The organism is Micromonospora parva (assembly GCF_040649675.1).
GTDB classification, from domain to species: Bacteria; Actinomycetota; Actinomycetes; order Mycobacteriales; family Micromonosporaceae; genus Micromonospora; species Micromonospora parva.
On the sequence record NZ_JBEZFX010000006.1, the window covers coordinates 199,419 to 213,437 of the forward strand.

Here is a 14,019-nt window from a genome sequence, read left to right on the forward strand (position 1 = left end):
CGCAAACTTGCGAAGCTCTGACGATAAGGAGTGTCCTTGATCTGCCACGTTGGCGACGTGCATCTTCCTGGTGCGGCTTGCCCGTGGTCCAAGGGGCGCAAGGCCATTCGTGAGCAGCAGTCGGTGTGGCACTTGGCAACGCGGTGGCCGACTCATCGGCTGCTGGTCGCAGCATCGGTCGGTCGTGAGCTGCCTACCGTGGCTGGGTGACATCCTGGATCCCGTCGCCGCCAAGGCGACCGTCACCGCCGAAGCCGAGGTCAGTGACGCATGACGACGATGGTCCGGGGCTGGCTCGTTGCCACCGCTCTTGCAGGCATTAGCGGACAGCTGCACCCCTTTCAATTAACTCCGGAAAACGTCGGCATCCGAAGTTGATCAACGACGCGTTGAAGCCGACGCGCGACCGCCTGATGGAGTCAGCGCAGACCGCGCTGCGCGGCGACGCTCTCGGCTATCTTCCGGTGAGTGCCGGCCAGTCCCTGGGTGTCGAGCGCGCCGGCGAAGGGCTTGCTGCTGTCTGGTTTGACGAGCGCGCCCCGGCGGACCCAGACGTCGGTGTGGCGGATCAAATAGTTGGTGGTCAGGATTGTGGCCCTGTGCGCGAGGAGGAATTCGAGGATGCGGTGCAGTTTCTCGCTGTTGCGCGAGTACCGGCTCAGCGCCGATGTGCACAGTACGAGATCGCCTTCGGTGGCCTTCCTGAGCAGGTTCACCAGACCTTGGTCGAAGCGCGGGTCGATCGCGCTGAACAGGGTCACCGTGTCGTCGCCGGACGGTGGTGCCGTGACTACCTCGTCGCCAGAAGGCAGGCTGGGTGTGGGTGCCGAGGGCAGGCGCAGTGGACCGCGACCGCCGTCGGCGAAGGTGTCGGTCAGCGCGTCCAGACACGCCCACGCACGCGGATAGCGCCCGGCCAGCTCGGCGAAATGGTTCGGCTTTTGATCGGCGATGGGCTGGCGGCGGCGCGCGGCCAGCAGATGCGATAGCGGGCCGGCCGCGTACTCCGTCGCCGGGATGATCCCGCTGTCGAGCGGACCGTCGTGGTGTGCCTGCTCGAGCAGGCTGTTTCGCACCACGAGGGTGACCTTGGCCTTCAGGTCCAGCGGTGCCGCCAGCGGCTTGTGGTCGAACACCTCCTCGACGAACGGTGCGATCAGCACGTCCTGCGCACGCTGCGGCAGGGCCGCCAGCGCCTCGGCCCGCTGCAACACGTCGTCGCCGATACGGTGGGCCAGGTCCTCGTCTACGTCGCAGACTTCAGTCAGCAGGCCGGGCAAGCGCCCCCTTTTGGCGTGGCGTGGCGTGGGCGGCGGTGACGGCGAGGTCGGCGTGGGTACACAGAACGAGCGTTATATGGCGGTACCAGGCGTCGTAGCGACGCACCTGATAATGGTCCAGGCCGACCTCGGTCTTCGCGGTTTGGAAGCATTTCTCGATCGCCCACTGGGTCCCAGCGACCCGGCTCAGATCCTCGTCGTGCGTCCCGGCCGGGCCGAAGCGCAGGTAGTAGGCCAGGTCCGTGGGCTTGACGATATTGCGGCGGATTAGCCGCCAGTGGCCGTATTCGTCGACCGTGCCGGGTAGGGAGGCTACGGCTCAGTTGTAGAGTCGTGGCCCTTTGGGGCCGGTGCCGCAGCTGCGCCGCTTCCATGCCAGGGCCGGTGCGTTCGCGGCGAGGACGTCCGGGCGGGAGTTGCCCGCTGTGGTCGGGAGCCGCTGGTTGCGGGGCACGGCAAGCACGTAGCCCACTCTGTGCTGCTGCAGCCAGGTTCGGAACTTGGAATCCTGCCCGTATGCCTCGTCGGCGGTGACCCACTTCGCAGGCAGGCTGGCGGTGATAGCGCGCTCGATCATTCGCAGGTCCAGTGCGGTTTTTCGTGGCGAACCCGGCACCGGCTGCGATGCCGGCTTCCTCGCGGCGGGCGGGGTCGTCGCACCAGCGGCGAGGCAGATACAGCTCCCGGTCGATCAGCGTGCGCCCGGCTGGGCTGGCGTAGGCCAGGAACACCCCGAGTTGGCAGTTCTCCGTCCGCCCGGCAGTGCCCGAGTACTGACGCTGCACCCCCGCCGACTTGATGCCCTTCTTCAGGAAGCCGGTCTCCTTGACGATCAGCACCCCGTCGTCATGGCCGAGGTGCTCGGTCACGTAGGCAAACAGGTCGTCGCGAACAGCGTCCGGGTCCCACGCTGACTTGTTGAGCAGCCGTTGCATCCGGTCCGGTGTCGCATCGCCGGCGGCCTTGGTCAAAGTCCGAGTCCCTGGCGGACCACCGACCGCACCATTGTGGAAGGACGATGCGAAAGTGAGGCATTCCCTGACCATCCGTCCAGTACATAGCGTCCTCAGCAGGTCGCGGCAGCAACGCCGCAACTCGACGAGGGGAAGCACCTATGCAGAAGCTCATGAGGACGATCCTGGCGACGATGATCGTCGCCGCGGGAGTCGTCGCACCTCAGGCCTCGAGCGCCGCAGCCGCGGCGCCGGCCGGCAACATCACCGCGAGCCACGTGGCAACCACCAGCACGGCCCCGGCTCCTTCGGCCCCGTTGGCGATCCAGACCGGGGAGTACGAATACAACTGCATCGGAACCGATGGCAGTAGCTTCTGGATCGGCCCTGGAAGGCCGACCACCGACTGTCACGGTAGCTACCTGCAGAAGTACCTCGACGGAAACCTGCTTGCGACCTACAACCTCGCCTACGGCGGCGGAGCAGCACAGAATCCCCCGTGGAACACCGGATGCGTCCTGGCGATCGCCGGCGGGGTTGCGCTCTTCGTCTTCCCTCCGACCGGCGTCGCGGCGTGGGTCACATTGAGCGGCCTGGCGGCCGCTAGCCTTCTCGACTCGTGCATTGTCTAGCGCGTCGCGCCGGAAATTCGCCTACAAAATGGTGTGAGTGATCCGAGGATCTCCTCGGCGATCTTGGTTCAGATGACTGGTCGTGGATCGCAGCTCCAGTCGGCGATCCACGACCGGAGAGGTCGGCTTCGAGGGACTGCACCGATTTGTGGACGCCGCGGCGGATCTTTTGTTCAGTGAGGAACCCGTATCAGCGTTCGACCGGGTAGATCTAGGAGGATCCGGTCGGATTCAGCGTGTCGGCTCGGTGCTGGCCCGGCCGCTGCTCATCGATCAGCCCATCGAGAGGCTCGACCAGGACCTGAGACGTCATCTACCCACAGTGCAAAGATGGCACCCAGAGTGATCGCCACGTCGGTGTTCGAGGCGCCCCTCAGTGAGCCTTTCCGCGCAACGTTCTGATCACCGGTGGTGATCATGTTCTGCGGTCGTGTTGCGTGTAGAGCAGGACGAGTGCGGCGGCCAAGATCTTGCCGATGTGCCAGGGGTCGAGGCTGATGTTGCGTAGTGCTTTGAATGTGGTCTCGAGCAGGGAGCTTCCGCGTGGGTCCCGGAGTGCGGCACCGGTCAGTTTCGACCAGCGTGCCGTCGATGATGACATGTGAGTAGCCGGCGGTCTTGGCGGCGAGGAGGGAGCCGTGCAGACCGGGCAGCTGCGCGGCGAGCGCGCGGCTGCCACGGCGGGTGCGTTCGGCGTCCAGCAGCCCGGTCAGACGGTTCACCGTCTCCTCGCCTACCGGCAGTACAGCGGTTTATGTGACACTCATGTCGACGCAGGGCCGCTATGAAGTTGATCTTTGGAAGGACCACTTCGTATCGAGGTCTTGCGTATTTTCTCTGCACCCTCGCCTGATCTGGCGCGTCCGACACCTTCCCGGCATTCCGGACAGCTACTGACTGCTACCCCCAGCTTGCGAGGATGGCTCAGTGCACGCCAAACCATCTTCGCGCGCATCACCAGGGCCTGATCCGCACCACTCGTCCGGATCCTGAAAATCTTGACACAAAATGGAGCGAGGTGTTGACTTGTGGCCATGGGCCCGGCTTCAGCAGGAGACCAAGGATCGTTCGCCAGTTCGGATGCGGCTGACCGCCAGCTTGTCGTTCCGGGGTGGTATTACGCGACACTCGGAGTAATCGCGGGCGCTGCGGTCGTGGCATTTGCGCTTCTGCCGCAGGCGATCGCGGGCCCCACTCTCGTCGTCGCAGCCCTGCTTGTGGCAGTGACGAGCCGTACCGCGGCGAGAGCCTCGGGAACTCGTCTGCCCATTCCGGCTAGCGCTATCGGCGTCGGTTATCTGGTAGCCCTGGCGGTCGCCCTGGTCGGGTCCTTGATCGTTGTATGGACCGTGGTGCGTCCTGACGGTCCTTCCGGGCTCGCCTGGATGCTTGGCGCTCTAGTGTTCGTGGTCGCACTCAGCGGGACCTGGGTGGCCAGGACGGGGCGTTCGGCATAGGCCTCAGTGGTCCTTGGCCGTAACGGGTCAGCACGCACCAATCGCATCTGCGGGTGCCCTCTGATCTGGGATGACGGAACCCTGGAGGGCTCCCGTCATCCCAGATCAGAGGGCATTTCCCAGATGAGGCGTGGACGCAGCGACAAGCCGTCTCAGAGGTCACATGTCGGTGCAGCGGACCCGACTCACCCGACCGCTACGCCCCCATTCGTGAAAAGTCCGTCGTGCGGAGGAACGTAAGACGATCGCGAGTGATCTGGGCGGCGTCATCGATCAGCGAGAGACGAGACCCCGTCTCCATCGCCACGGCAACGAGGCCCACTATGCCGCAGAGGAGGAATTTTGCTTCTACAGTCGGATCGACGCTCGGCGAGATCAGACGCTTCTGCTGAGCCTCTTCGAGGTAGTCGGTAAGCCTGACATACCACCCGGACAAGCGACCGCCGAAACCCTTGTCGCCGGAAACCTCATCACCGAGTTTGATCGCCACCCGAGCCAGAGGGCTGTAGAGCACGTTCGTGGTCACATGCTCGGCAACCCACACGATCGCGTCGAGCGGATCGCCGGCGGGGCGAGGGGACCCCATGAATACGCCCCCCGGGTACGCGAGATTGATCACGGCAGACGCGAGCGTCTGCTTGGTGGGGAAGTAATAGGTGACTAACGACTTGGAGGTGCCGGCCAGCTCTGCGATGTGTTGGATGCTCGCCCGCTCGTACCCCGACTCATCAAAGGCCCGAACCGCGGCCTCAAGGATCTCAGGCGCGGCATTTTCCTCGCGATTGTCACTCAGACTGACCTCCACCGCTCGCAGAGCGGTATGCCTAGGTGACTCATTATCGGTGACGCTCATAAATCCCCCGTTCATCTCCGGTGGAACGAAGTGCGGGCAGGTCCCACGCCTCCACCACGGCGACGCCGTCGATGAGGGCGAATGTATCGATCTTAAACCCTGAACGAGCGGTCAGGGCAACACCTCCTGGCACTGCAGCCTCTAGTCAGGGGTCTGCTGTGCTCGAATGCGTGGCGAGACCGGCCCAACTGGGCGAGCTTCACGCTGCGTGACCTTCGGGATCCTGGTTGGGCTGCCAGGTCACGTTGCAGCTACTCGCAACGTGGAGGCCAGGCTTATTCGATGAAAGGTCATTAATGGAAGAAGTCATTTCGATCCGGAGTTCCGCGCCGGCGGTGACCCCGGAGTACCGGGCGTCGATCGTGTCGCCTTTCACGCTCACGGTGGTCTCGGCGAGGCGGTCGGTGTCGAACAGTTTGCCGTCGAGGATGACGTGTGACCAGCCGTCGGCGGCGTCCCGGCGCAGGGCGTCATGCAGGGTGGGCGTCTGCGCCGCCAGGACCCGCACGGCCTCGGCGACGTACCGGTACGCGGTCGCCCTCGACACCCCGAGCCAGGCCCCGAGGATGGTCTTGTCCTCACCCTTGCGGAACCACCAACACCAGAAGCGCCTGGTAGAAGCAGGTCAACGTCCGGCCGGGTACCCACCACCCGGCGCGCGACAGCCGCGCCACGTGCCGCACGAGTTCCCTCGGGACGTCGAGCCTGGCAGCCTATGTGAACACGTGGAGCCCTCTCGGAGACTGGTCTTGTCGCAAAGACCTGCCTACTGATGGCTCTACGCCCACATCCAGCACTGTCCGCTATGGAGAAGATGCCCGTGTCGTCCCGATCGGCGTCCCCAGCCTTGTTGAGACCACCTCAGTGACCGGTATAGCTTGCCGGTCTCTTTTGCAGGTCACGGAACCGGTTGGGTCTCGTCGCGAGTCTGGACGTACTTGTATCCGCGTACGGTGGGTCCGGCGTCGCGGCCGGGAAGTTGCATGCGGACCACGGCCTGCTCCTGCTGCGGGCTGAAGGTGATTTCTGCACCACAGAGGGAAATCGCCTGGCAGCGATAGGTCGCGCCGGGGCTGGTGTTCTTCCCCGCCGCGTTGAAGCTCGTCAGCTTCTGGGACGCGGACTCCTCCAGCACCTCACCGCAGCAGCTAGATTTGCGTGAGCTTCAGAGTTGCGCTGAGCGTCATCGGTGGTGGGGCAATGGGTCGTGTCGCCCCTCGGACACAACCCATAACCCCACGGTGCGCGTTGAGATCTACTTCAGCGCGCACCGTTTGCGTTTCCGGCTGGTAGTTCAGCCGAAGTCCGAGTTGCCGGTAGACCTCGGCTTTGGGCCTCGACACGACCCCGATGCCGACCGTGTTCACGCAGATCCGCCGCCGGCTGCGCCGGGCTGCACCACGCACCGCCACAGCCGCTACCACCGGCCAACGGCACGACCTCCACTCGTCCCCAGACCCCATCACGGGAATACCGGCCCGGACGCGGCCGCCCTCGACGGCGAAGACCACACCGACGGCGACCAGATCCCTGTGCCGCGCCCGGCGGTGCCGTCCCTGGCGCACCCGCTGGCCGAGGCCTGGCCGTCCGCAGGCCTCGGGCTCATCGGCCCGGGCGCCGACGCCGCTGCCCGCGGTTTCCTGACCGCCGCGCTCGCCGCCGGCGGCCTCGACGCCCCACACGAACGCACCCAGGTGGTGATGCCAGCGGCAACCGCGACGACCCTCCTCGGCACGGATACCGCGACCCTGCCCCACACTCCGCGCCTGACGGTCACCACCACCGTCGAGGAGGCCCTCGATCTCATCGAAGCGCAGATCCTGCACCGCAGCCGCCTCGTCGACGCAAGCGACGCTGACACGGTGGCCGACCTGCGCACGCTCGATCCGGCGGGGGAGCCGCTGCCGTCGTCGTCGCCAGCATCAGCCTCGTCGAGATCACCGGAAGGATCCGCGCCGACACCAGCCGACCCACACCCAGGCCCACGCAGCAACCAACGGCCCCTCAGGACCGGCCAGGACACCACGCCCCGAGGACCGGCGCCGACCGGACCACCAGGCGGCGAACGCCCCGCCTCACCGAAGGGGTCACCGAGACCAAACCAATGGCCACCTTCGCGTCGCCGGGCGCCGTGTCTACTCCGGCTTCACCGCGAGGACAGGCCGCGAGCACACCAAGCGCCGGGTCGCCAGGCCGCCCAACCCGGCCCGACCGCGAGGACGTCCGTGGCGGTTCCGAGGAGTCCCGTGCAGCGGGCGGCCGCGCCGGAAGGACGCCAGCCGGCCATGGGAGGACCGCAGCGACGACGATCCCCGCGGACCAGGACAGCGCCGCCCAGGTCGCTGCGGCCACTCCGGCCGCCGTGGCGTACTGGTACCAGCAGGATCCGTCGATGCACCCCCGCAGATCGCCGAGCGGATCGGCAGATCCGAGCGCACCGTGCGTCGATACTGGCCGCCGGCCAAACTGCAGCGGGCGAACGCCCACCACCACGGCCCGCAACCGACCGTCCCCGGAGCGTCCTAACCCTGACCCGCTCTCGACCTTGTAGAGACTCTGGTGTCTGTTCCCTCCTTGATGAGGGTGCCGACGGGCCTATGGAGGGTGTGCGCAGTGAGCCCAGGCCATATCCTGTCGATCTTGTTATGCGGGAGTCAGGCAGGTTCTGGTGGTGCGGGCGACGTCGGGACTTGCGAGCTGCTTGTCGGTGACCTCGGTGTGCAGCGAGGCCGGGATTCGCCCCTGCTGGTAGATGTGCAGGGTGTAGAGGTACGGGCTCGCCGCGTCGTACCCCGAGTACTCGATCTTCACCTGGCCCCTGCGCAGCAGGGTCCGCAACGTCTCCGCCTCGCCCGGCGCGATGGCCGCGTACGGGATGTCCGGCACCTCCTGCGCGTTGTACCACCAGTCCGGGTCGACCGGCAGCGAGCAGACCGTGGTCGGCCAGATCCCGCCGGAGGAGACCGGTTCGATCAGCACCCCGACCGCGCCGGCGGCGCGTGCGCGGGCGAGTTGCGCCGCGCCGATCCGGCAGATGCCGCCGACCGGTTTGTCTGCGTCGATGCTGAGCAGCACGAGTTTGCCCCGGGCGTCGACCCGGTCGTAGTCCGCCGCTCTGCCGCGCCCGCCGTCGACCACCGCGACGTTCCGCCGGCCATCGAACCGGACCACCTGACCGGCGGCAACCGCCACGACGTCACCCAACTGCTGCCCCTGGTCGACAAGGTCCCACGGATCAAGGGCATCCGCGGTAGGCGTCGAGGAGACCATCGCCCTGCTGCACCGGTTCCGCCGCCTGCGCATCCGCTGGGAGATCCGCGACGACATCCACGAAGCCTTCCTCACCCTTGCCTGCGCCATCATCTGCTGGCGCCGCCTCCATTACTCAAAGAGTTGGGAGTTGTAGACGTGCCATCGGGCATGCGCGTCGACCGCAGGGCTGTTGCAACCGTTCGCGTGACCCGGCTCAGTGATCCTGCGCACGTTCGTGCCGATGGACGGATGTCGGCCGCTGTGCTCCCGGACATCCGACTGTCCGCCGAGGCATGATGATCGACATGCGTTACCTGCTGCCTCACCCCGACGCCGTGGCCGATCTCAGCGATCTCGACGTCGGGCTTTACGACGGCACGCAACCCCTCCCAGAGAACCTGGACGACGTCGAGTTGTACGCAGTGCCGTACGGGATCATCGATCCGCGCCTGTGTGAGCCGATCACTCGGATGCCTCGGCTCAACGTTGTGCAGACAGTGACCGCTGGTTACGACCACGTCCTGCCGTTCCTGCGGCCTGGTCTGACCCTGGCCAACGGCCGGGGCGTTCACGATGCGGCTACCGCCGAACTCGCCGTGGCGCTTACGCTCGCCGCCCGGCGCGGACTGCCGCAACTTGTTCGGGCGGGCGACGAGGGCCGCTGGGACCCGTACTGGTCGCGTGGACTAGCTGACGCCCGGGTCCTCATCGTCGGCTACGGCTCGATCGGCGCCGCGATCGAACGCCGGCTCGCCGGGTTCGAGGTAGCCGTCAGCCGGGTGGCCCGGACTGCCCGCCCCGGGGTCCGGCCGATCTCGGAGATCGCGGACATGCTGCCGCACGCGGACGTCGTCATCCTTTCCGCACCGCTAACCCCGGAAACCGAAGGCATGGTGAACTCGGACTTCCTAGCCAAGATGGCCGACGGGGCCCTGCTGGTAAACGTGTCAAGGGGCCGAGTGGTGGACACCGACGCGCTGCTCACCGAACTCAGCAAAGGCCGGATGCACGCCGCCTTGGACGTTACAGAGCCCGAGCCGCTGCCTGCTGGTCACCCGCTGTGGTCCGCGCCGAATGCCCTTATCAGCCCGCACGTCGGCGGCCTGACCGCTGCGTTGTCACCCCGGGCTCGTCGCTTGTTGGTCAACCAGGTCCGGCGGCACGCAGCGGGCGAACCACTCGCGAACGTTGTCGTCGCGCCATGATCGCCCACTGCAGACGTCCGACAACCGGATGATCTATAGCGGCCCGCCGACAAGACACGCTGGAACTTGACAGGGAAGTGAGATGCCCCGTTCCCCGACGACCGCTTCTGGGCCGACCAGAGCCCACAGTCCAGCCGAGTGGGCGGACACCGTCGCCTTCGACCACGCGATCCGAGACGGCTCCGCGCGGGCCACCGCCGACGGTGGTCTTTACAAGAATTCGGGGCGGTTCAGCGTCGGTTCGACCTGAGGATCGGCTTATGCGCGATCTGTGATTGCGGATCTTCGACTGTGCCCGGGTTCACGGCCTTCTGTGGGCGTGACAGCTTCGGTCGGAAGCAGCCGGGGGGAACCGAGCCGGCTGCGACCTGCCGGGCTGCGGTGCCCCGCTTGATCGGGGTGCCACGCTGCCGTGGGCTCCCTAGGTGGCCCCTTGCCGGCGAAAGTCATCGCGTCTGTCCTGGTCAATGCCTCGATGATGCCGTGTGTGCGGGCTGCGGTCGGGTCGTGGACCACATCTCGGTGAAGCCGGACGAGGCGGCCGGTGGCGGCGGTCATGACCTGCACGTTCACGCCGTGTCACTGTTTGTGAGAAGTGACTCTGTGGGGATGGGACGGCGTGGAAGTCTCCTAGAGTGGTTGTTCGTGCTTTACGGCAGGTCGGCGGAGGTCAGCGCACTCGACGAGGTGATCGCGCGGGCTCGCGACGGCGTTGGTGGTGCGGTGGTGTTGCGGGGCGAGGCAGGCGTGGGCAAGACGGCCCTGCTCGACGCGGTGGCCGTGCGTGGCGGCGCGATGCGTGTGCTGCGGACCACCGGCGTCGAGGCTGAGACCGACCTCGCGTTCGCCGCGCTGCACCAGGTGTTGTGGCCGGTGACCGGCATGCTCGACGCGCTGCCCGAACCGCAGCACGACGCTGTGTGCGCGGCGCTGGGGCTCGCCGCGGACACTGCCGGCGACCGGTACCTGCTGGGCGCTGGCGTGCTCTCGCTGCTGGTCGAAGCCGCCGCGCCGGACGGGCTGATCTGTGTGGTCGACGACTTCCAGTGGATCGACCAGGCCTCGGCCGACGCACTGCTGTTCGCCGCCAGGCGGCTGGAGACCGAAAAGATCGCGATGTTGTTCGCCGTGCGCGGGGACGCTCCGGTCAAGGGTGTGCCTCTGACGGTGGAGGTGCGTGGCCTCCCCGGAGCCGCCGCAGCCGAGATGCTGGAGTCCCGCTGCGGTGTGCAGCCCTGTGTGGCGCGGGAACTCGTCACGCTGACCCGCGCGAACCCGCTCGCGCTGGGCGAGATAGCCGCTCGCCTGACACCCGCGCAACTCGCCGGCAGCGAACCGCTGCCCGACCCGCTGCCCGGTGGGACCCGACTGTTCGGCGACCGGGTGGCCGCGTTGTCCGCCTCCGCCCGGCTGCTCGCGCTGGTTGCCGCCGTGGAGGCTGACCTCGACCTGGTCCTGCGCGCCACCGACCGGTTGTCCGCCGAGCGGACGGTACTGCCCGGAGAGCACATGGGGGCGTGGACCGGGCGGATGGCGCTGGCCGAGCTGGAGGAGTCCGGGCTGGCCGAGCTTTCGGGTACGCGCGTGCGCTTCTGCCATCCGCTCATCCGGTCGGCGGTGCACGAGGCGGACACCCCGGCCAGGATCCGCCGGGTGCATGCCGTACTGGCGGAACTCACCGAGGGTGAGCGTCGCGCCTGGCACCTGGCCGGAGCCGCCATGGGCCAGGACGAGCGGGCCGCCACCGAGTTGGTGACCGCCGCGGAGCTGGCGCGCGACCGCGGTGGGTACGGCACCGCTGCCGCAGCCCTGGCCCGGGCCGCCGAGCTGACCCCCGAGCCGCGCACCCGTGCTGCCCGCCTGAAGGACGCCGCCGTCGCGGCCTGGCTTGGTGGTCGCCCCGGGCAGGCGGAGTCGCTGCTGGCCGAGGCCCGTGACCAGGCTGGCGCGGATGCCGGCCTCGCCGTGGAGATCGCCCAGCTCAGGGGCAGGTTTGAGTTGAACTCCGGCAACGCCGCCGAGGCCGTGCGGATCCTGGCGGCGGGCGACAGCCTGGAGATGCTGGCCGATGCCGCGGAGGCCGCTTCGTACGTCGGCGACACGGCGGCCATCATCGAGCTCGGGCGGAGGGCGGCAGGGCACCGCGAGGGATTCTTGCGGGACACGGTTGCCGGGATCGGTCTGGCGCTGGATGGCGACGCTGCCGGGCCGGGTCTGCTGCGGCGGGCGCTGGCGCGGGTCGGCGAGCTGGGGGAGGCGGCGGAGTACCTGTGGGCGGCGGCCGCGGCCAGCCATCTGGGCGAGTCGGATCTGGCGACCGAGATGGCCGAGCGGGCCGGACGGGTGGCCAGGATGTCGGGGATGACCGGGCAGCTGCCGGTCGTGCTGGAGTTCGTGGCGACGGCCGAGCGCATCGCCGGGCGGCTGGCAAGCAGCCAGGCCATCTCCGAGGAGGGCCTGGAACTGGCCCGCGAGGCCGGCTATGAGAACACCGTGGCCGCGCACTTGGCCAACCTGGCGGTCCTGGCGGCGCTGCGAGGCGAGGAGGAGATTTGTGAACGGCAGGCCCGCGAGGCGCTGGCCATCGCCATACCGCACCGGGTAGGTCTGCGGGCAGGGGTCGCCGCGTACGCGCTGGCGCTGCTCGACCTGTGCCTGGGACGCTACGCGACGGCGCATGACCGCTTCACGGCCATCGCCGAGGCGGGACCGGGTGTCGGGCATCCCACCGTGGTGTGGCGGACGGCGCCGGATCGCGTCGAGGCCGCACTGGGCGCGGGCGACGAGGTGGGTGCGCGGGCGGCGCTCGAGGCGTACGAGCGATGGTCGGCGTACGCCGCGACGTCCGAGTCGCGCGCCCTGCTGGCCCGTTGCCGGGGCTTGGCCGAGTCGTCCGAGGACGCCTTCGGCGAGGCGTTGCGGCTGCACACCAACCCGTTCGAGGAGGCCAGGACGGCTCTACTGCTGGGCGAGCGCCTGCGCCGAGCGCAGCGGCCGGGCGACGCGCGGGCGCATCTGCGGATGGCGTGGGAGACGTTCGAGCGGGCAGGCGCGAAGCCGTGGGCGAGGCGCGCACAAGGTGAGCTGCGGGCGGCGGGCGAGAGCGGGCCGGCCCCGGGCTCGGCCGTGCTGGACGCGCTGACCCCGCAGGAGTTGCGCATCGCGGGCCTGGTCGCCGACGGGTTGTCGAGCAAGCAGATCGCCGCCCAGCTGTTCCTGAGCCCTCGCACGGTCGAGTACCACCTGTACAAGATCTACCCGAAGCTGGGCATCGGCTCCCGCACGGAACTGGCGCGACTAGTAGTTCTACAGAAGGCGCCCGCAGCGGAAGAGGACATGCTCTGAGACATGACTGAGGTGAACATCTGGAGTGAAGAGTTCGGCGCCGTCACAGATGCGCCGATCCTGTTGATCATGGGGTCGATGTCGCAGGGCGTTCTGTGGCCGGACGAGTTCGTCGGCCGCCTTGTCGCCGGAGGCCGCCGGGTGATCCGGTACGACCACCGTGACACCGGCATGTCGGGCACGGTCGACTTCGCGGCACAGCCGTACACGTGGAACGACATCAAGAACGACGTGTACCGCGTGCTGGACGCCCACGGCCTGGAGAGCGCCCACCTGGTCGGCCACTCGGCCGGCGGGCTGCTCGGCCAGTTCGTCGCGGTGGAGCAGCCGGAGCGGGTGCGCTCACTGACCGTCATCGCCTCCTCGCCGCTCGGCGGCGGTGAAGGTCAGGTGATCCTGCGGGCTCTGCTGGGGCAGCCGCAGCCCGAGGACAGCCTGCCCGAGCCGATGCCGGAGTTCGTGGCCTTCTACCGGGCGCTGATGACCGCCGCACCGCCCGAGGACCGGCGCACCCAGATCAACAGCATGATCGCCGAACAGCGCGTGCTGCACGGCACCGGGCTGCCGTTCGACGGGGACGCGGCGCGCCGGCTACAGGAACGAATCTACGACCGGGCCCGCGACCTGACGGCGGTGGCCAACCACCGGCTGGCCGCTGCGGCCAGCCCGGACTTCGAGCCGGTGGGCGTGCTGCACCAACTGAAGGCGCCCACGCTGGTCATCGAGGGCAGCCACGAGCCGGTCAAGCCGGGTCACGGCGCGATCATCGCCGAGCAGATCCCGGGAGCGCGGCTGATGATCACGGCGGGCATGGGGCATACGCTTCCGCCGGAGGTGCACGAGGAACTGGCCGTCGCCATCCTCACGCACACCGCCGAGTGATAGCTCATCTGACTGCACAGAACGGTGAACTGGTCGTGTGGTAGCGGAGCCGAACGAACGTCGCTCTGCTGTAGCAGCGGGCGACTGCTGGCGTGCCGTCACTGAGATGGCCGCTCGGCGGCCAGCGCATTTCGTTGTGTATGCGCTGCTCCGGCAACCC

At 67.9% G+C, this 14,019-nt stretch carries 11 protein-coding genes and 5 pseudogenes; 5 read left to right on the forward strand and 11 right to left on the reverse strand.

Annotation, left to right across the window (positions count from 1 at the left end; all coding sequences use genetic code 11):
- Positions 1-419: 419 nt before the first annotated feature.
- The 3 genes and pseudogenes from AB0C03_RS17055 to AB0C03_RS17065 form a co-directional block, all read right to left on the reverse strand.
- Positions 420-1,280, reverse strand: a complete 861-nt coding sequence (locus tag AB0C03_RS17055) for a hypothetical protein (protein ID WP_210858167.1) — start codon at positions 1,278-1,280, stop codon at positions 420-422.
- A 319-nt stretch (positions 1,281-1,599) separates the two neighbouring features.
- Positions 1,600-1,857 carry a transposase gene (locus AB0C03_RS17060; protein ID WP_357637630.1) on the reverse strand — a complete coding sequence of 86 codons (258 nt, stop codon included), beginning with the start codon at positions 1,855-1,857 and terminating at the stop codon, positions 1,600-1,602.
- Positions 1,858-1,930: 73 nt separating this feature from the next.
- Positions 1,931-2,326 (reverse strand): annotated as a pseudogene (locus tag AB0C03_RS17065) (IS701 family transposase); the annotation flags it as partial.
- An 80-nt stretch (positions 2,327-2,406) separates the two neighbouring features.
- Between AB0C03_RS17065 and AB0C03_RS17070 the strand changes: the two are divergent.
- The gene (locus AB0C03_RS17070; protein ID WP_167337270.1) at positions 2,407-2,865 is read left to right on the forward strand and encodes a hypothetical protein; all 459 of its coding nucleotides are present in this window, start codon (positions 2,407-2,409) and stop codon (positions 2,863-2,865) included.
- 415 nt (positions 2,866-3,280) lie between these two features.
- On the opposite strand, the pseudogene AB0C03_RS32335 reads toward AB0C03_RS17070, so the two are convergent.
- The 7 genes and pseudogenes from AB0C03_RS32335 to AB0C03_RS17100 all read right to left on the reverse strand — a co-directional run.
- A pseudogene (locus tag AB0C03_RS32335) lies at positions 3,281-3,409 on the reverse strand (IS5/IS1182 family transposase); the annotation flags it as partial.
- Positions 3,402-3,608, reverse strand: a pseudogene (locus AB0C03_RS32340) (IS5/IS1182 family transposase); the annotation flags it as partial. The pseudogenes AB0C03_RS32335 and AB0C03_RS32340, both read right to left, overlap by 8 nt.
- Before the next feature lie 910 nt (positions 3,609-4,518).
- The gene (locus tag AB0C03_RS17080; RefSeq protein WP_030328628.1) at positions 4,519-5,127 is read right to left on the reverse strand and encodes a TetR family transcriptional regulator; all 609 of its coding nucleotides are present in this window, start codon (positions 5,125-5,127) and stop codon (positions 4,519-4,521) included.
- Between the two features lie 247 nt (positions 5,128-5,374).
- Positions 5,375-5,722 (reverse strand): hypothetical protein, encoded by a 348-nt coding sequence (locus AB0C03_RS17085; RefSeq protein WP_156057305.1) that lies wholly within the window; start codon positions 5,720-5,722, stop codon positions 5,375-5,377.
- Positions 5,723-6,073: 351 nt separating this feature from the next.
- The gene (locus tag AB0C03_RS17090; RefSeq protein WP_030328623.1) at positions 6,074-6,310 is read right to left on the reverse strand and encodes a hypothetical protein; all 237 of its coding nucleotides are present in this window, start codon (positions 6,308-6,310) and stop codon (positions 6,074-6,076) included.
- A gap of 13 nt (positions 6,311-6,323) precedes the next feature.
- Positions 6,324-7,001 (reverse strand): hypothetical protein, encoded by a 678-nt coding sequence (locus AB0C03_RS17095; protein ID WP_357637636.1) that lies wholly within the window; start codon positions 6,999-7,001, stop codon positions 6,324-6,326.
- Positions 7,002-7,818: 817 nt separating this feature from the next.
- Positions 7,819-8,154 carry a hypothetical protein gene (locus AB0C03_RS17100; protein WP_357637639.1) on the reverse strand — a complete coding sequence of 112 codons (336 nt, stop codon included), beginning with the start codon at positions 8,152-8,154 and terminating at the stop codon, positions 7,819-7,821.
- A 192-nt stretch (positions 8,155-8,346) separates the two neighbouring features.
- Between AB0C03_RS17100 and AB0C03_RS17105 the strand changes: the two are divergent.
- A pseudogene (locus AB0C03_RS17105) lies at positions 8,347-8,581 on the forward strand (hypothetical protein); the annotation flags it as partial.
- Positions 8,582-8,732: 151 nt separating this feature from the next.
- A complete protein-coding gene (locus AB0C03_RS17110) occupies positions 8,733-9,632 on the forward strand; it encodes a 2-hydroxyacid dehydrogenase (RefSeq protein ID WP_081883702.1) in 900 nt (299 codons plus the stop codon).
- A gap of 299 nt (positions 9,633-9,931) precedes the next feature.
- Here AB0C03_RS17110 and AB0C03_RS32345 read toward each other — a convergent pair.
- Positions 9,932-10,211, reverse strand: a pseudogene (locus AB0C03_RS32345) (hypothetical protein); the annotation flags it as partial.
- 66 nt (positions 10,212-10,277) lie between these two features.
- On the opposite strand from AB0C03_RS32345, the gene AB0C03_RS17120 reads away from it, so the two are divergent.
- Together AB0C03_RS17120 and AB0C03_RS17125 are read left to right on the forward strand one after the other, a co-directional pair.
- Positions 10,278-12,977, forward strand: a complete 2,700-nt coding sequence (locus tag AB0C03_RS17120; RefSeq protein WP_357637643.1) for an ATP-binding protein — start codon at positions 10,278-10,280, stop codon at positions 12,975-12,977.
- 3 nt (positions 12,978-12,980) lie between these two features.
- Positions 12,981-13,859: an alpha/beta hydrolase gene (locus AB0C03_RS17125; RefSeq protein WP_357637645.1), complete on the forward strand. Its 879-nt coding sequence runs from the start codon at positions 12,981-12,983 to the stop codon at positions 13,857-13,859.
- Positions 13,860-14,019 lie beyond the last annotated feature (160 nt).